This is a genomic window from Deinococcus sp. Arct2-2, from assembly GCF_004801315.1.
Taxonomy (GTDB): Bacteria; Deinococcota; Deinococci; order Deinococcales; family Deinococcaceae; genus Deinococcus.
Genome location: NZ_SSNW01000022.1, coordinates 1 through 16,714 on the forward strand (window position 1 = coordinate 1; position 16,714 = coordinate 16,714).

The 16,714-nt window shown below is 64.0% G+C and carries 16 protein-coding genes; 14 read left to right on the forward strand and 2 right to left on the reverse strand.

Features of this window, described 5'->3' with window-relative positions; translation table 11 throughout:
- The first annotated feature begins 209 nt into the window (after positions 1 to 209).
- The gene (locus E7T06_RS10785) at positions 210 to 455 is read left to right on the forward strand and encodes a hypothetical protein (RefSeq protein ID WP_136365805.1); all 246 of its coding nucleotides are present in this window, start codon (positions 210 to 212) and stop codon (positions 453 to 455) included.
- Here the strand turns inward: E7T06_RS10785 and E7T06_RS10790 are convergent.
- A complete protein-coding gene (locus E7T06_RS10790; RefSeq protein ID WP_136365806.1) occupies positions 439 to 3,393 on the reverse strand; it encodes a GAF domain-containing protein in 2,955 nt (984 codons plus the stop codon). The two genes, E7T06_RS10785 and E7T06_RS10790, sit on opposite strands and share 17 nt — an antisense overlap.
- A 94-nt stretch (positions 3,394 to 3,487) precedes the next feature.
- On the opposite strand from E7T06_RS10790, the gene E7T06_RS10795 reads away from it, so the two are divergent.
- The 5 genes from E7T06_RS10795 (at position 3,488) to E7T06_RS10815 (ending at position 8,491) form a co-directional block, all read left to right on the forward strand.
- Positions 3,488 to 4,192, forward strand: a complete 705-nt coding sequence (locus E7T06_RS10795; RefSeq protein ID WP_136365807.1) for a desiccation-associated late embryogenesis abundant protein — start codon at positions 3,488 to 3,490, stop codon at positions 4,190 to 4,192.
- A gap of 477 nt (positions 4,193 to 4,669) precedes the next feature.
- On the forward strand, positions 4,670 to 4,990 hold the full coding sequence (gene clpS / locus E7T06_RS10800; RefSeq protein WP_136365808.1) for an ATP-dependent Clp protease adapter ClpS: 321 nt from the start codon (positions 4,670 to 4,672) through the stop codon (positions 4,988 to 4,990).
- Positions 4,990 to 7,227, forward strand: a complete 2,238-nt coding sequence (locus E7T06_RS10805; RefSeq protein ID WP_136365809.1) for an AAA family ATPase — start codon at positions 4,990 to 4,992, stop codon at positions 7,225 to 7,227. The genes clpS and E7T06_RS10805 overlap by 1 nt, the downstream gene beginning before the upstream one ends.
- 60 nt (positions 7,228 to 7,287) lie before the next feature.
- Entirely contained in the window at positions 7,288 to 7,887 is a 600-nt protein-coding gene (locus E7T06_RS10810) for a GNAT family protein (protein WP_136365810.1), read from the forward strand.
- Entirely contained in the window at positions 7,871 to 8,491 is a 621-nt protein-coding gene (locus E7T06_RS10815) for a hypothetical protein (RefSeq protein WP_136365811.1), read from the forward strand. Before E7T06_RS10810 ends, E7T06_RS10815 begins: the two co-directional genes overlap by 17 nt.
- 142 nt (positions 8,492 to 8,633) lie before the next feature.
- Here E7T06_RS10815 and E7T06_RS10820 read toward each other — a convergent pair whose 3' ends face one another.
- Positions 8,634 to 9,950: a S41 family peptidase gene (locus E7T06_RS10820; protein WP_136365812.1), complete on the reverse strand. Its 1,317-nt coding sequence runs from the start codon at positions 9,948 to 9,950 to the stop codon at positions 8,634 to 8,636.
- A gap of 175 nt (positions 9,951 to 10,125) precedes the next feature.
- Between E7T06_RS10820 and ftsE the strand changes: the two genes are divergently transcribed.
- The 8 genes from ftsE to E7T06_RS10860 all read left to right on the forward strand — a co-directional run bounded on the left by ftsE (position 10,126) and on the right by E7T06_RS10860 (position 16,669).
- Complete coding sequence (ftsE, locus tag E7T06_RS10825) at positions 10,126 to 10,809, forward strand: cell division ATP-binding protein FtsE (protein WP_136365813.1); 684 nt, start codon at positions 10,126 to 10,128, stop codon at positions 10,807 to 10,809.
- Complete coding sequence (locus tag E7T06_RS10830; RefSeq protein WP_136365814.1) at positions 10,806 to 11,669, forward strand: ABC transporter permease; 864 nt, start codon at positions 10,806 to 10,808, stop codon at positions 11,667 to 11,669. The genes ftsE and E7T06_RS10830 overlap by 4 nt, the downstream gene beginning before the upstream one ends.
- Positions 11,669 to 13,252, forward strand: coding sequence for a M23 family metallopeptidase (locus E7T06_RS10835; protein WP_136365815.1), 1,584 nt, complete (start codon positions 11,669 to 11,671; stop codon positions 13,250 to 13,252). The genes E7T06_RS10830 and E7T06_RS10835 overlap by 1 nt, the downstream gene beginning before the upstream one ends.
- 171 nt (positions 13,253 to 13,423) lie before the next feature.
- A complete protein-coding gene (gene rpsP, locus E7T06_RS10840; RefSeq protein WP_019008679.1) occupies positions 13,424 to 13,672 on the forward strand; it encodes a 30S ribosomal protein S16 in 249 nt (82 codons plus the stop codon).
- A 588-nt stretch (positions 13,673 to 14,260) separates the two neighbouring features.
- Positions 14,261 to 14,503, forward strand: coding sequence for a KH domain-containing protein (locus E7T06_RS10845; protein WP_168733480.1), 243 nt, complete (start codon positions 14,261 to 14,263; stop codon positions 14,501 to 14,503).
- Positions 14,504 to 14,564: 61 nt separating this feature from the next.
- Positions 14,565 to 15,101: a ribosome maturation factor RimM gene (gene rimM, locus E7T06_RS10850; protein WP_136365817.1), complete on the forward strand. Its 537-nt coding sequence runs from the start codon at positions 14,565 to 14,567 to the stop codon at positions 15,099 to 15,101.
- Between the two features lie 6 nt (positions 15,102 to 15,107).
- A complete protein-coding gene (trmD, locus tag E7T06_RS10855; RefSeq protein WP_240740970.1) occupies positions 15,108 to 15,986 on the forward strand; it encodes a tRNA (guanosine(37)-N1)-methyltransferase TrmD in 879 nt (292 codons plus the stop codon).
- A gap of 71 nt (positions 15,987 to 16,057) precedes the next feature.
- Entirely contained in the window at positions 16,058 to 16,669 is a 612-nt protein-coding gene (locus tag E7T06_RS10860; protein ID WP_136365818.1) for an LON peptidase substrate-binding domain-containing protein, read from the forward strand.
- Positions 16,670 to 16,714: the final 45 nt, after the last annotated feature.

A 16,714-nucleotide genomic window follows, 5' to 3' on the forward strand; every position in this document is an offset into this window, starting at 1 on the left:
CTTTTCCGGACGGTGCTGTAGGGGGCGATGCCACTCACACTGGTGGCACGGTTCAGCAACGCGGTGACGATGCTGAGCGGTAGGCTGGAGGAGCGAGGCATAGACACTTCGCATGAAGGCCCATGAGACCGGGGAATTTCAATCCCCACCTCTTGGGCCTTCGTTGGTGTCGCCATAAATCCCTGCGTGGAAACTCTTGTTATCACCTCTTGGGTGAGCATTTGCACGCTTACGAGCAGCGTTTGCCTTTGCCCGCTGCCGAACCCCGCGAAATCGTGCGGTTTCTGATGGATCAGCACGGCCTCAAGCAAAGAGAATTGCCCGAAATCGGTTCGCAAGGCGTGGTCAGTGAAATCCTGAGCGGAAAACGCGCCCTGAATATGCGTCAGACACAGGCATTGGCGGGGCGCTTTGGGGTGGATGTCGCCGTGTTTCTGGCTACCCCGGCAACGTAAACACCAGCGTCGTTCCCTGTCCCGGTACGCTCTCCACGTCCAACTCACCGCCTGCCAACGCCACCCGTTCGCGTAGCCCGATGAGGCCCAAATGTCCGGCCTGAGCGCGGGCCTGTGCCTGATCTGGCGTGAAGCCTTGCCCGTCGTCGGTAATGGCGACGCGCACCCCATCCGGCGTGTACTGCACGCGTATGGCGGCACTGAGGGCGCGGGCGTGCTTGTCTACGTTGTTCAGGGCTTCTTGGGCCAATCGGAACACGGTCAGTTCGATGGTGGGCGGCAGGCGGCGGTCTTGCCCCGCGACTTCTAGGCGGGTATCGGTGACGGCCTGAGTTGCCAGCCATTCCAGCGCGGGCAGCAGCCCAAGGTCGTCTAGGACGCTGGGGCGCAGGTTGCGGGCAAAGCGGCGCACGCTTTCTATGGCGTTGTCGAGGTCGGCGCGAATATCGTCGGCGCGGGCGCGTTGCTCTCCGGTGAGGTCGCGGGCGAGGCGGGCCACGCGGCGGGTCGTAGCGGTCAGCACCTGCGCCGTATCGTCGTGCAGTTCGCGGCTGATGCGGCGGCGTTCTTCTTCTTGTGCCTGCGTAAACAGCGTCAGGTAAGTACGGAGTTCGCTTTGACGGCTGGTGGCCGCTTCCAGCGCCTGCCCGCGCCGGGTAATTTCGTCGGCCAGCGTTTGCAACTCGCTGAGGTCGCGGGCCACCATCAGCACCGAGGGCGCGGCAGCAGGTTGTCCGGGGGTTCGCACGGCGCTCAGACGCACTTCCAGCCGGATCGGGTGATCGGTGCCGCCCACCTCGATTTCGGCGCGGCCCCCCACGGCACGCACGCGGGCGGCGTCCAGCGCGGCGTGCAGGGCGGGGCGGGTGGCGGGGGTCGCCAACGTCAGCAGTGGTTGCCCGGTCAGTGGCCCCAGCAGCGGCCCCAAGAGTGCGGTGCTGGCGGGATTGGCGTAGGTAATCACGCCGCCCTCATCGGCAGACAGGATCAGGTCGTGTGCGCCCTCCGCGAGTTGACGGTAACGGGCTTCCTCGCGGGCCAGTGCCGACAGCAGGCGCTCGCGGGTCAGGGTGAGGGCGATCTGGTCGGCCACGCTGCGGGCCAGTTGCAGCACGCGGTCACTCGGCGGGTCGGTGCCGGGGTCGTCAGCGTACAAAAAACCCAGCACATCGTCCGCGCTCCGCAGAGGCACGATCAGGGCGCTTCCGGCCACGGGCAAGGCGTATTTGCGGGTCAGCGGGCGTGGCCCCCGGCCCAATTGCGCGGTCAGGCCCGCCAAGTCTGTGTCGTTGGGCGAGTGCAGATTGAAGGCGGCGCAGCGGCTGATGCTTCCTGCTTCACTGGTCAGGGCGATCAGGCCGCGTGTGGCGTTCATCGCCAGCACCGACAGACGCACCGCTTCACTTAGGGTGGCGTCCGACTGGTCTTCGGCCAGCAGGCGGCCCACGTTCAGCAGCACGGCGGCTTCTCGCTCGCGGCGCAGTTCTTCTTCGTACAGGCGGGCGTTGGCAATGGCAAGACTGGCCTGAGCCGCAAACACTTCGGCCAGCGCCAAATCGTCGGCGTCCAGCGGCAACGGCTCACGGAAATACAGCGTAAGAGCGCCAAAAATGCCCGCTCCCGTTTGCAGCGGCAGGCCCACCACGCCCCGGAACGGGTACGCCCCCTGCGCCAGCAGTTGCCGGGTATATCGGCTGCCTCCACCGAGGCCTCCGGTAATCGCGCCCTCGGTTTGGGGATCGGCGTGATCGCGGGGCAAGTCGCGGGCGGCCACCATCGCGCGGCGCTCTACCGCTCCGCCCGTCACGCCCGCCCCCACTTTGGCCCGCACCCGCAAGACGTATTCGCTGGGCAGGCCCACAGCATTACGAATAATCAGCGTTCGTCCATCGGGCAGCAGTTCCGAGACGCCCGCTGCATCGGCGCGGAACAGGGTCACGGCCCGCTCCAGCAGTTGCGCCAGCGTATCGGCCAGATGCAGGCTGCCCGCCAAGGCCGCGCCCGCTTCGCGCAGGGCTTCGGCGGCCTCGCGTTTGCGGGTTTCTATGCCGTACAAGCGGGCATTGTCTATGGCGAGGCTGGCTTGCTCGGCCAGCGCCAGCACCAATCGGGCGTCGTCTTCGGTGGCACTGGCTCCGGGCGTGCGGCTGTCGACGTACAGGAGTCCCAAGGGCCGCCCCCGCGCCGTGAGGGGGGCAATGACTGCAGCCACCGGATTCAGTTCCGCCAGCCCTGCCGCGAGGGGCGTGCCCGCATCCCGCCCGCGCTCGAAGCGGATGGCCTCGCCGCGCTGCACCAACCGCTCGAAGCTGACCGGGCCGACGCCGATGCCGCCCGAAAACTCGCCCTCGAAGCCGTGCGTAAAAATCTCTCCGGTGCGTGCGCCCGCTTCCCCAAATTCGCTGAACAGGCCCACGAAGGCCCGCCCGAACCCAAGGGCCAGCGCCGCGCTACGGGCCGTGACGGTCAGCACTTCCGGCAAATCGAGGCTTCCGCCGAGGCTGCGAACCAGACCTTCCACCGTTTCGGCCACACGCCCTCGCCCGCGCCGGGCTTCCCGCGCCTGCACGCCCTCCAGCGCCAGTGCCAGCAGCGGCGTCAGCCCCTGCAGACTCTCTACGCCCGCCGGGTCAGCGCCCACGAATTCCAGCACACCCGCCCCAAACGGCAAGCAGGCCAACATGCCTTCTTCCAGTACCACGCCGCCCGCCAATGCCCGCGCCGCCAAGGTTCCGTCGCTGAGGGCCAGCCCGCTCCCTTCTTCGGCCACTGGAATCAGCGAACCACCCGATACCGCCCACACCCGCACGCCGTGTGCCCGCACCGTGCGGCAAGCGTACTCGGCCAGCGCCGCGCCGTAAGTTTGCACGTCCAGCGCGGCACTCAGGCTGGGCGGAAAAGCAGGCAAAGCAGCAGGAGACGGCGCGGGGGCGGGCATGATGGCCCTGAGTGTAGATCAGACTTGCCCACCCTGAACCCCTCCTGAGTGCGTCCTCATCTGTTCATGAGAAAGGCGGGTTAGGATTTCTCATATGTTTGACCGCGATGACCGTCATTTCCCCGTAAAACGCCTCTTGCTGCTGGGCGCACTGATTGGCGCAGGCGCGTACTACCTGAGCCGCGAACAAAACCGCAAGGCGCTGGATCAAAAACTGGCCGATTTGGGTCTGAAAGACACCGTGCACGACATGGGCGATAGCGTCGCCAAAGGCTGGGAGAAGACCAAAGACGCCGCCCAGCACGCAGGCGACGTGATTGCCGACAAAGCCGGTGACGTGAAGGACGCCGCCGCTGGTGGTGCAGAGGCCGCCGCAGCCAAAGCCAAAGAAGTCGCGGGCGACGTGAAGGTGGCTGTGACCGGAGCCGCCGACAAGGCCAAGGATGCTGCCGCTGACGTAGCTGCCGACGCGAAAGACAAAGCAGGCGACGTGAAGGCCGCAGCAAGCAAAGCCGCCGACTCGGCCACCGATAAAGCTAACGACGTGAAAGCCGATGCCCAAAAAGAAGGTCAGAAGTTTGTGGACACGGCCAAAGACAAAGCAGGCGACGTGAAAGCCGACGCGGGCAAAGCCGTAGACGCTGCCAAAGACAAAGCGCAGGACGTGGCCGCAGGCGCTCAGAAGGCTGCTGACAACGCCCAGAACAAAGCCGCCGATGTGACCGCCGACGCCAAAGCCAAAGCGAACGAAGTCAAGGCCGATGTGAAGGGTGCAGTGCAGGACGCCAAGAAGGGCTAATCAGCCAGCAATTCAGTTGTCTACCCCCTCTGCTCCGTAGGTGAGTGGAGGGGTTTTATTTGTGGGCTGGGGAGGGCGAAGGGCAATCGCTGGCGCTCATTAACCCCCTCTACTGCGTAGCTCTGCGAGTCCCAACCTCCCCCCTCAAGGGTGAGGGGCTAACACCACCACACTGCCACCCCAGATCGTCCCCGCCCCTCTCCGTGTGAGGCCGTCATCCGCGCAGCGGGTGGGCCAATTCCAGTGTCAAGACGACTGGCAATTCCGCTTCAAATGGACGGGCTAGGCGAGTTTGGACGCGACAAGATCAATCCTCCTCAGCGGAGCGACCAACTCCCCTGCACCCTTTGGGGGCGGGGGCTGGGGGGTGGGGGAAAACGTGGGAGCAACTCCAAATCCCCTCACCTACAGCCTCGACAGCCACACACCGTAACCCCTGCCCCGCCCCCCTCCGGCCAACTTCGCTACACTGCGCCCATGACGCGCCGGAACACTCCAGACAGCGGCACGCAAACGCTAGACCGCACGACGACGCAGCGCCCGCGCCTTTACCGGGTCTTGCTCATCAATGACGATTACACCCCGATGGATTTCGTGGTGATGGTGCTGGAACGCTATTTCCGCAAGGGCGAGCAGGAAGCGCAGTTGGTCATGCTGGCCGTGCATCACAAGGGGCGCGGCGTGGCGGGCGTGTATACCCGCGAGGTGGTCGAAACGAAGGTGGCGCAGGTGACGGCCCACGCCCGGCAGGAAGGCTTTCCGCTGATGCTGGTGGCCGAGCCAGAGGGAGAAGAATAGTGATCGGAGATCATTTACAGATAACGATTGGCCGCGCCGCCGACTATGCGCGGGAAGCCGGGCACGAATACGTGACGCTGGAGCATCTGCTGCTGGCCCTCACCCACGACCCCGAAGGCCGCGAGGCGCTGCTGGCACTGGGCGCAAATGTGGAACGCCTGCGCGACACGCTGCAACAGACGCTAGATACCTTCGAGGTGCTTCCAGCCGACGAAACCGACCCAGATGACGGCCCTGATTTCACACTTGCTGTACACCGGGTGGTGCAGGGAGCGGTGCTGCAACTGCACGCCAGCGGCAAAGGCAAAGAGGCCGCCGATGGAGCGCGGGTGCTGGTGGAACTCCTGGAAGAGGAAGATTCGCCCGCCCGCGCCGCGCTGGAGGCTCAGGGGATTACGCGGCTGGATATGCTGGGCTACGTGTCACACGGCACAGCCAAGGTGGCAGGCCGCAGCCGCGAACGCCTGACCGCTGGTATAGACGGCCCCGCCGAAACTCCTGCCGAAGACGTACCCCTAGACCCGATGGAAGCCTTTACGACCGACCTGACCGCGCAGGCCCGCGCCGGAGAATTTGACCCGGTGGTTGGCCGCGACGCCGAATTGACGAGGGTGGTGCATGTGCTGGCGCGGCGTGGGAAGAATAATCCGGTGCTGGTGGGCGAACCCGGCGTGGGCAAAACGGCGCTGGCCGAAGGCTTGGCCCAGCGAATCGCCGACGGCCAAGCGCCCGGATTCCTGCGCGGCGCATCGGTGTACGCGCTGGATTTGGGAGCGCTACTGGCGGGCACGCGCTACCGGGGCGATTTCGAGCAACGGCTGAAAGGCGTGCTGGCCGCGCTGGACGGTCAAAACGCGGTGCTGTTTGTAGACGAGCTGCATACGGTGGTGGGGGCCGGAGCCACCGAGGGCGGCAGCATGGACGCCGCCAACCTTCTCAAACCTGCACTGGCACGCGGCAAACTGCGGCTGATGGGGGCCACCACGCCCGCCGAGTTGCGCCACCTCGAAAAAGATCGGGCGCTGTGGCGGCGCTTTCAGCCGGTAGATGTGCCGGAACCGTCCGAGGCCGACGCCATCGCCATTTTGCGGGGCCTCGCTCCCAAGTACGCCGCCCATCACAAAGTCACCTACACCGAAGCCGCGTTGGACGCTGCTGTGCGCCTGAGTGCGCGGCATCTGCGTGACCGCTTTTTGCCCGATAAGGCCATAGACGTGATTGATGAGGCGGGCGCGGCGCGGTCTTCGGTGGGCACGGGCGGCGAAATTGCCGAGGCCGACATAGAGGCGACGGTGGCGCGAATGGCCCGTGTGCCGGTGGGCGCGGTGAAGGCCGAAGAAGTGCAGTCGTTGGCGACGCTGGAAGCCGATTTGGGCAAGCGGGTGCTGGGGCAGGCGGCAGCCGTGACTGCCGTTGCCAGCGCCGTCAAACTGGCCCGCGCTGGCCTGCGCGATCCGCAAAAGCCGCAAGCCGCCTTCCTGTTTGCTGGCCCCACCGGAGTCGGCAAAACCGAGCTGGCCCGCGCCCTCGCGGAGCGCCTAGGCGTGCATCTGGCCCGCTTCGACATGAGCGAGTATCAGGAAGCGCATACGGTGGCCCGCCTGATCGGAGCGCCTCCCGGCTACGTGGGTTTCGATCAGGGCGGCCTGCTGACCGATGCCGTCGCCAAAAACCCTCATGCGGTGGTGCTGCTGGACGAGATAGAAAAGGCCCACCCCGACATCTACAACCTCTTTTTGCAACTGATGGATCACGGCACGCTGACCGACCACACGGGCAAAAAGGTAGACGGGCGCGGCCTGCTGCTGATCTTTACGACCAATGCCGGAGCCGCCGACGCCAGCCGACCCGGTTTAGGGTTTTCGCAAGTGTCCCGCACGGGCGAGAGTGCCGAAGCCGTGAAGCGCACCTTCAGCCCAGAATTCCGTAACCGCCTTGACGCCGTGCTGCACTTTTCGCCGCTGGCCCCCGAAATTATGGCCGGGGTGGTGGACAAGTTCCTGCGCGACCTGACCGCGCAACTGCTGGAGCGGAACGTGGCGATTACAGTCACGCCCGCCGCCCGCGCACTCTTGGCAAAATTGGGTTACGACCCGCAGATGGGCGCACGCCCGCTGGCCCGCGTGATTGAGCAGAAGCTGAAGCGCCCACTGGCCGACGAACTGTTGTTTGGACGCTTGAAGGGCGGCGGCAAAGTGACGGTGGGGGCGAGCGGCGAGACGCTGACCTTCAAGTGACATCAAGCATGAACCCTTCCTCGCTGTTGCTGCGGCCCGCGCTTCTGCCATGATGCGCCCGTGACCCTGCCGCCCTCCGCGCCTCTTCCTGCCCCCCAAGCTGTGTCCATTCGGGGCCGCCGCCCCCGCGACCTGCCCACGCTGCGGCGCTGGCTGACCGACCCGCAGGCGCAGTGGCGCGAGTGGGACGCGCCGTATTTTCACGCGGCCAGCACGACGGAAACGATGAATGCCTACGTAGACCAACTGGCGGTCACTCCCCCCCATCCCGATGAGCGCGTGATTGACGTGGGCGGCGTGTGCATCGGCATGGTCAACCGCTCTGAGGAAGCTCCGGCAGGCGGCGGCTGGTGGGATTTGGGCATTTTGGTGTACGACCCGGCCCACTGGGGGCGCGGCGTGGGCACGCGGGCGCTGGAGCTGTGGGTCACGGCCACTTTCGAGGAAACCAACGCGCATGTCGTCACTTTCACCACTTGGAGCGGCAACGAACGCATGATCCGGGCGGCTCTGCGGCTGGGCTTCCGGGAGGCGGGGCGGGTGCGGGAAGCGCGTGTAGTGCGCGGTCAACGCTACGACAGCGTGCGGCTGGACATGCTTTGTACCGACTGGGAGAAGGCTGACCGGGAAAGGGTCAAACGACATGAGCGCCAAGCCTGAGAAGCAGCCCCTGAACCCTGCTGGATATCTGGCGACGCAAGACCTGAAGGAGCGCGGCTGGACGGCGGCCCTGATTGCCAAATTTTTGGGCACACACGACGGCACGCGGCCCAACGGCCTGAAGATGGGCCGCCGCAAATTGCCCCCGGTGAAGCTGTACACCGAAGCGAGGGTAGAAGAAGCCGAGCGCGACGAAAACTTTTTGATCGGTCAGGCCCGCGCCGCCGATGCCCGCGAACGCGCCGAGAAAGCCAAAGCCGCCCGCACGCTGGCCCGCGCCGCATTGCTGGAAGCCGCCGCCACCTCTTACCGCCCCGTTATTCACCCCGAGCCGCTGAGGAAAGGCGCGGTGAAGATGGCCCGCGAGCCATATTTGCCCAAACTGGAGGAACTGCGGGCCAGATTAGAAGCCGAGATCGGCAAGGTCAGCGCTGGGGAATCGGCAACGCTCGCTGCCCTCTTGCGGGCAAGGTTGGATACCGCTTTGGCCGCCGCTTATGAATGGTATCCAGACCCAGCCGCCAAAAAACCGGAGACCGAATCCAGCAAAGCCAAAACGAGCAACGCTAAAGCAAGCGACTGGCGCAAGTGGGACTGGGACTGAATTTGGTCATTTCCATGCCCTGCGAGACGGGCCATCAAGAGCGTCCTAGCCGCCATTTGACTGCTACTCTCAAAAACCAGACGCCAACAAAAGCCAGTGGGCCGGAAGCAAAAGCCCCGGCCCACAGACACTTACAGCCAGTCTACTTCAGCAGTTCCAGCGCCTTCTTCACTTGGGCGTCGGCCACGATGTCTACGCTGGCTTCACCCTGAGTCGTGCTGCGAACTGGCCGCTTCGCCTCACCTGTGTAGGTAAATTTGCCTTCTTTATCGGCAGTCACGGTCACGGGCTTTCCGGCCACCGTCAGCGTGATCTTGCTGCCCGCCGCGATGCCGCCGCCGCTGAAGTTCAGGGGCGTGACAGAGCGGGTGTCTTTGACCAGGACATCCGGCGTGATGCCCTTTTTGTGAATCTCGCGGCCCAACGGCGTCAACCACGAACTGTTCACGATAGCGACTTTGCCGCCGTCTACCGTGGTGATCGGAATCTGGGCCACGCCTTTGCCAAAAGTCTGCTCGCCCAAGATGGTGGCCCGCTTTGCATCTTGCAAGGCTCCGCTGACGACTTCGCTGGCGCTGGCGCTGTTTTTGTTGACCAGCACGATCAATTTGCCCGTGTAGTCGCTGTTGCGCTTGGCCGCTTTGCCGTACACGGTGGTTTTGCCGCTCCGCTCGCGCAAACTCACGATGTTGCCCGTTTGCAGGAATTGATCGGCTACGTCTACTCCCGCACTGAGCAGGCCACCGCCGTTGTCGCGGAGGTCAAGGATCAACTTGGTCACGTTCTTCTTCTTCATATTGGCGACGGCAGCGGCAAATTGATCGCTGGCCTTCTCGTTGTAAAAGGTGTTCAGAGCGATGTACCCCACGTTTCCGGGCAGCATGGTTTCTTCCACACTGACGATCACAACGGGCTGGCGCTCCATCTTCACGTTGTAAGTTTTGCCGCCCCGCGCAAAGGTCACATTGACGAACGTGCCTTTGGTCCCACGTACCAACCGCACGATTTCATCGAGCTTGCTGTTCAGCACGTCTTTGTCACCGATCTTAACGAACACATCACCGATTTGGACGCCGTTGGCCGCCGCCGCGCCGTTTTTGTACACGTTGTCGATCTTGCCGCCCGTGCCGTCAGCGTTGGCGGCATTCAGCGTCACGCCGATGCCGTAAAACTCACCGCTGAGATTCTGCTGGTCTACGGCGTTGTTGGCGGGTTCGCTGTAGTAGGTGAACTCATCGTTCAGACTGCCGATTGCGCCGTTGATTGCGCCGCGTAGCAGTTTTTCTTGGTCTACGGGGTACAGGTAGTACTGGTTCAGGTCGCCGATGACCTGAAGCAGCGTCTTGCCTGTGGCCGTTTTGGTGAGGTCCGATTGCGTATAGCCGCCCAGTTGTGCGTAGGCGACGGCGGCAGTGGCAGCGAGCGTTCCGGCCACGAGCGTCAAGCGTTTTGCGTTCACAGGGTCAAGATAGTGCGTGCGGGTGAAGGGCGTTTGAGGCGGAAGTTACCACCTGACGCGCACTCATGAGGCCGCCTTCATGGTTCGGTGAAGAGGCTGGGTTATGCTGCACCGCGAGCATGACTCTATTCTTCCCTTTAACGCTGCCCAGCATCTTTGTTGCCGGGGAACGCACATGATCGATTTCAAACACGTGACCCTCGAATATCCCGTGACGCGCACGCTGGCCCTAGACGACGTGAGTATGCATGTCGGCAAAGGCGAATTCGTGTATCTGGTCGGCCATTCCGGGGCCGGAAAGAGCAGTTTTATGAATCTGGTGCTGAAGCGGGCGCTGCCCAGCAAGGGGGAAGTGCGTGTGGCCGGAGAGCCGCTGGCCCGCTACCGGGGGGGCCGCACCGCCCTGCTGCGCCGCCGCATGGGAACCGTATTTCAGGAAAACCTGTTGCTGCCGCACCTGAATGCCTACGACAATGTGGCGTTTGCCCTGCGCGTGACTGGGGTAGCGCAGCGGGAATGGCCTGCACGAGTCACGACGGCCCTGCGAACCGTAGGGTTGGAACACAAGAAGTACGCGCTGCCGCTGCAACTGTCTCAGGGCGAGCAACAGCGGGTGGCGATTGCCCGCGCCATCGTGTCCGATCCGCCGCTGCTGCTGGCCGACGAACCCACCGGAAACCTTGACCCCGACAACAGCCGAGAAGTGCTGAAGGTGCTGCAAAACGTGAACTTGCGCGGCACAACGGTGGTAGTCGCCACCCACGCCCGTGACCTCGTGGAAACCTTCCGGCACCGCACGCTGACGCTGCGGAAGGGCAAGCTGGTGCGCGATGATCCGTATGGCGGGTACGCGCTGTGACCTACCACTTCCGGCAAGCCTTAGTCGCCATGCGCGGCAACTTTACGGCCACCCTCGCCACCCTGATGACCATGACCCTGACCCTGCTGATGCTGGGCTTCGTGCTGCTGCTCACGCTGAACGTGAACCGCACGCTGGAGCAGTTGGAATCTCAGGTGGAAGTGGCGGCCTTTCTGAATGCGGGCACCGATGGCGCGGCCCTGCTGAAGCAGGTGCAGGGCTTTCCGCAGGTGCGCGAGGCCCGCTTGGTCAGCAGCGAGCAGGTGCTGGAAGAAATGACCCGCGACTCGCCGTATGCCCGCGACGCCGTATCGTTGGTGGGCAACCCATTTCCGACCACCGTGAGGATGAAAGTGGGCCGGGTCGAAGATTCGCGGGTGGTGGCCGCCGCTGTAGCGCGGTTGCCGGGCGTCGGTGACGTGGAATACGGCGCGGGCTACGTCGATCCCACCGTGCGGGCGCTGACCGCCATTCGCGCTGCCGGATACGGCTTGGTGGGGCTGCTGCTGCTCGGCACGCTCTTCAACATCCTGAATGCCGTGCGGGTCGCCATGTACGCCCGCCGCAACGAAATCAGTGTGATGCGCCTGCTGGGGGCCACACGCGGCTTTATTCGGATGCCGCATGTAATTGAAGGCGTGCTGCTGGGCGTGCTGGCCGGAGCAGTGGCGCTGGCCGTCCTGACGCCCGCCTACTTCGGCTTGGCCCGCCGCGTGCAACTGCTTGCGCCCGTGTTTCCGGTGGTCACCGACCCCGCCATTCTCGCGCCGATTTTGGGCGGCGTGGCGCTGCTAGGCATCACGATTGGCCTGCTGGGCAGTCTGTTTGCTTCTCGCCGCTATTTGCAGGAGTTGGAATAGTGCGGGTAGGACGGCGAGTTGCTCTGCTGTTGGTGTCGGCGGCGCTGTTGGCTGGGGCGCAAACCACTTCTGAGCGTCTAGAGCAGTTGCAGCGCGACCTTCAGCAGCAGCGGCGACTGAACGCAGCGCAGGCGCAGGAGCTAGAGCAGGTGCGGAACACGATTCAGAACCTGACCGTGCAGCAAAAGGCCACCCTGACGCGCCTAGATGGACTGGGCCGCAACGTGACGCAACTGGTGAACGAAGTAGCGACTGTGGCCGCCCGCACCCGACTGGCCGAGCAACTGCTGGCCGATACCACCGCCGCCAAAGGCCGCACCGAAACGCGGGTGTCGCGCCTGCAAGAAGACGTGCGCCAAATTCTGAATACCCTCTACCGCGAGCGGAGCGGGCGCTACCTGCAACTGCTGTCTCAGTCCCGCAGCCTGTCCGATTTGCTGATTCGGCTGAATTACAACAACATGGCGGGGAAATACAACGTCAAAATCATAGAAACGCTGCGCTCCGAAGTGGCCTCGCTGAAGCAGCAAGAGGCGCAGCAGGCCCAGCAGACCGCCGCCCTGAAGGACTTGCAGACGCAGCGGGCCGAGGTCTTGGCGAATTTGAAAGAGCGCCGCCAAGAGCAACAAACGCTGCTGGCAAGTCTGAGGAAATCCGAGCAGGGCCAGCGCACCATTGCGGTCCAAACTCAGGCCGAACAAGTGCTGACTGGGCGCACGATAGACAATTTGGTGGGCGCAGTGGTGCAGGAACGCGCCCGCATAGAGGCCGAACGCCAACGCCGCCTAGAAGAAGAACGCCAGCGCCGCTTGGCCGAGTTACGCCGGATTCGGGAAGCTCAGGAACGCGCCCGCATAGAAGCGGCACGCCTCGCCGCCGTGCGTGCTGCACAGGAACGAGCCGCCAGAATAGAAGCGGCACGCGTAGAAGCTGCACGAATTGAAGCGGCGCGTGTACAAGCTGAACGCCTCCGCGCTGCCCAAGCTCAGGCCGCCCGAACTCAGATTCTCCGCGAGCAGCAACAACGCGCCCAAGCCGAGCGTGACCGCCTTGCGCGGGAACAAGAAGCGCGTGCGTTGGCCCAACGCAACTCTGAAGCCACCCAAGGTGCCCGCCGCGCCGCTGTGCAGCAAGAGCAGGAGCGGCTGGCCCAGCAGCGCCAAGAAGCCGAAGCCGCACAGGAAAGAGTTGAGCAGGAGCTTGCGCCGCTGCCGCCTGCCAGTGGCCCCAGCGGATTTCCTTTGCCGGGCGGATCGGTGTCGCAGGGGTACGGGGCCAATGGAGCGCAGTGGGTGGTCCTCAGTGCGCCGGGAGGTACGCAAGCTGCCGCCACCGCTGCGGGCAACGTGATTGCGGCCACCTACTACAACAGCCTAGGCTGGGTCATTCTGGTGGATCACGGCACTACCGTCAGCGCCTACTTTGGGCTGCAAGACCCGCAAGTCAGCGTCGGCAACCGCGTAGCACAGGGCACGCCGCTAGGCGCAATCGGTGGCAGCCCTATTTTTGGCCCAGACCGGATGGCTTTTCAACTGAACAGAGTCAACGGGAGTACCCGTCAGCCGGTGAATCCGGGGTTCTAGGACGCCTTAGCTGTTGCCGCAGCCCTCCTTGCCGCGTTCATACTTGCCCCACCCGCCCCGGTCTGATACTCTTCCTCGGTGCGCTCCCGGTTGGCTGCTGACGGGCGTATGAACCCTGCCATCCTTGCAGGCGCTTTACCCTCAGTACATCTACTTTCAGAGGTTCTTCTCATGGTCAAGATTCGCCTTTCCCGCTTTGGTTCCACCCATAACCCTCACTACCGCATCGTTGTTACCGACGTTCGCCGTCCCCGTGACGGTGGCTACATCGAGAGCTTGGGCCACTACGACCCCCGCAAAACCAGCGAAACCTTCCTGAAGATCGACGCCGAACGCGCCGCCTACTGGATCGCCAACGGCGCTCAGCCTACCCAGACGGCCCGCCGCCTGCTGAAGTCTCAGGGCGTCAAGGTCGCGTAAACCGGCCCCTTCCGGTTTTAATCAAAGCTCCTTCGGGGGCTTTTTTTGTTGCCTGAGATGGTAGGGGCTTGGTCTAAGGGTCTAAGCGTCTGAGGGGAGGGCGATCGCTGGCGCTCACTCACCCCCTCTGCTTCGCAGCTCTACGAGTCCCCAACCCTCCCCCATAAAGAGGGAGGGAGCTAAAACCATGACACCGCCACCGCAGATCGTCCCCGCCCAACTCCGTGTGAGGCCGTCGTGCGTGCAACGCGCAGGCCAATTCCATGTTCGAGACGGCTGGCGATTCCGCTTCAAACGAACAATCTAGCCGAGTCGGGATGCGACAAGATCAATCCTCCCGAGCGGACTCGCAGAGCTGCGAAGCAGAGCGACCAACTCCCCTGACCCCTGTGGGGGCGGGGGCTGGGGGGTGGAGGAAAACGTAGGAGCCACTCAAAAACCCGAAACAAATTTTGCCGTTCAAACACTGGCCCCACCCGGCGCTTCCAACCTACCAAGCTCCCCACTCTGCCCCCAACACCCCACATTTACCCGTTCTAAGCGTGCAAAAAGCCTGATTCTCCAGCCAAATGCTGTAGACTGCCGCCCATGAAAACCGACCCCGTAGACCTGACGTTGTTTCTGGCACAGAGCGTGGTAGATCAACCCTCGCTGGTGCGGGTTGCCAAGCGTGGGCCGACAGTGGCGGTGCGCGTCGGCCCCGGCGAGGAAGGCCGGTTGATCGGGCGGCAAGGGCGCGTGATTCAGGCCATTCGGACGCTGGTACGGGCGGTCAGTGACCCCCGCGAGCGCCTAAACGTCGACCTAGACGCGCCGCGTAAGCAGCAGTAAACCTCTATCTCCAAACAAAAGTAGGCTGGATGACACACATGACACACACTGGGCGGCAGGTATGACCGCGCCCGCCGACACGACCCGGCTGGGGTACTTTTTGGGGCCACACGGCGTACAGGGCGGCATTAAGCTGTACGTACTGGGCGACGCGGGCCAAATTCTGAGCCTGCCCCGCGTCTACGTGGAGGGGCGTGGGTGGCTGAGGGTGCGCCGGGCCGACCCACTGGCTCCCGGCGTGGCGCTGCAACTGGCCGGGATAACCGACCGGGAAGGTGCGCAACCTCTGCGCGGCGCGAACGTGTACGCCGCCGATGCCGACCTGCCGGGGTTGGAAGCGGGCAGCTTTTATTATCACGACTTGCGCGGCCTCCCGTTGTTGGATGCGGCGGGCACGGTCTTGGGCAAGGTAAGCGATGTGATCGACGCTGGGCCGCAAGATTTGTTGGTGGTGCAGCATGGGGGCAAAGAATCGCTGTTGCCCCTGCAAGCGCCCTATGTGGACGTGCAGACCGAGGCGGGCCGCCCTGTGAGAGTCGTGCTGACTGACGACGCGCCCGCTGGCCTGCTGGACGATGACGCCGAAGAATCGCCCTGACCGTCTATGCTGACTTTCTCTTTTCTCACGCTGTTTCCTGAACTGCTGACCCCGTTTGCCAGTGAAGCGATTGTGGGCAAAGCGCGGGAACGTGGCCTGATCGATGTGCAGTTGGTAAATTTGCGCGACTTTGCGGGCAACCGTCACGCCAAAGTAGACGACACCCCGTATGGTGGCGGCGCAGGCATGGTCATTCGGGTGGATGTGGCCGAGCGTGCGGTGGCAAGCCTGCCCGACTTGGAGGCCGGGACTGATGAAGTCATTTTGTTCAGTCCGGCGGGACAGCCGTTTACACAGGCGGTGGCTGAGGAACTGAGCGGCAAGCGGCATCTGGTGTTCCTGTGCGGGCGCTACGAAGGCTTTGATGCACGGGTAGAAACACGGGTCACGCGGGAACTGAGCATCGGCGATTTTGTGATGATGGGTGGGGAAGCCGCCGCCGCCTGCGTGCTGGAAGCTGTCGCGCGGTTGGTTCCGGGGGTGCTGGGAGACGCCGATTCCCACCGCGCCGATTCCTTTTCCAGCGGTTTGCTGGATTACCCCGAATACACCCGCCCGCTAGACTGGGAAGGCGACGCCGTGCCCGATGTGCTGCGCGGCGGCAATCACGCGGCTATTGCCACTTGGCGCAGGCAAGAGGCGTTGGCCCGCACCCTCGCCCGCCGCCCCGATCTGCTGGCCTCGGCTGGCCTGACGCCCCAAGACACCGCCCACTTGCTGACGCTTGGCGTCTCTGCCGGGCAGTTGGCCGCTTGGAATGCGCCGCCCCCGCCCGTGCCCAAGCGCAAGCGGACAAGCCGGGCCACTCTTGAAGTGACTCCTGAGACCGTTCATGCTGAGGCCCAGAATCATGATCAGAACCATGACCCCACCCCTGAAAAGTAAGCTCTGCCGTAGCTGTTCTGTAGCTTCCGCACAAGTCATCACCCCCGTTCAGGGCGCAGGATAAACGCACCATGTCCGCGCCTCCGGTTGTCCCTCTTTTTCCCTTGCCAAACCTCGTGCTGTTTCCGGGGCAAGTGCTTCCCCTGTATGTCTTCGAAACACGCTACCGGGCGCTGCTGGTGCGCGTGCAGGAAACGGGCGAGCCGTTCGGCATCGTGCGGGTGCGTGAAACCAGCGACGAATCCAATCTCCCCTTTCACGAGCGGGTGTCTATGGTTGGCAGCTACGCCCACCTGATGCAGGCGCAGGGCCACGAAGACGGCACGAGCAGCATCATCGTGGTGGGCGGCGACCGGTTCCGCGTTCAGGACTTTGACCTGACCGAGCCGTTCCTGAGCGCCACCGTGGAAGACTGGCCGCTGGAACCTGACCCCCTCGGCCTGCCCGCCACCGAAGCAGTGGCCCGCCGCCTGCTGGCCGACCTGCTGAGGCTGCGGCCCAGCGACGCCGCCGCCATCCGCGACAATGCCCCCGACGAACCCTTGCTGCTGGCAAGTTTTGCCGCCGCCCTCCTGCCCCTCACGCCAGAACAGCGGGAAGAGGCGCTGGAAGGCAAGACCCTGCTCGACCGTCTGGACGTGCTGATTTCCACGGTTCCAGCCGGGGCGCGGGAACTGAATTAGGTCTGATACGGATACAAACGGCGCTGAGAGTCTTACACTCCAGCG

Coding starts and splice junctions, on each gene's coding strand:
- E7T06_RS10795 (WP_136365807.1), top strand. CDS start 3,488: ATGTTTGACCGCGATGACCGTCATTTCCCCGTAAAACGCCTCTTGCTG.
- rimM (WP_136365817.1), top strand. CDS start 14,565: ATGACCGCGCCCGCCGACACGACCCGGCTGGGGTACTTTTTGGGGCCA.
- E7T06_RS10860 (WP_136365818.1), top strand. CDS start 16,058: ATGTCCGCGCCTCCGGTTGTCCCTCTTTTTCCCTTGCCAAACCTCGTG.
- clpS (WP_136365808.1), top strand. CDS start 4,670: ATGACGCGCCGGAACACTCCAGACAGCGGCACGCAAACGCTAGACCGC.
- E7T06_RS10845 (WP_168733480.1), top strand. CDS start 14,261: ATGAAAACCGACCCCGTAGACCTGACGTTGTTTCTGGCACAGAGCGTG.
- rpsP (WP_019008679.1), top strand. CDS start 13,424: ATGGTCAAGATTCGCCTTTCCCGCTTTGGTTCCACCCATAACCCTCAC.
- ftsE (WP_136365813.1), top strand. CDS start 10,126: ATGATCGATTTCAAACACGTGACCCTCGAATATCCCGTGACGCGCACG.
- E7T06_RS10790 (WP_136365806.1), bottom strand. CDS start 3,393: ATGCCCGCCCCCGCGCCGTCTCCTGCTGCTTTGCCTGCTTTTCCGCCC.
- trmD (WP_240740970.1), top strand. CDS start 15,108: ATGCTGACTTTCTCTTTTCTCACGCTGTTTCCTGAACTGCTGACCCCG.
- E7T06_RS10815 (WP_136365811.1), top strand. CDS start 7,871: ATGAGCGCCAAGCCTGAGAAGCAGCCCCTGAACCCTGCTGGATATCTG.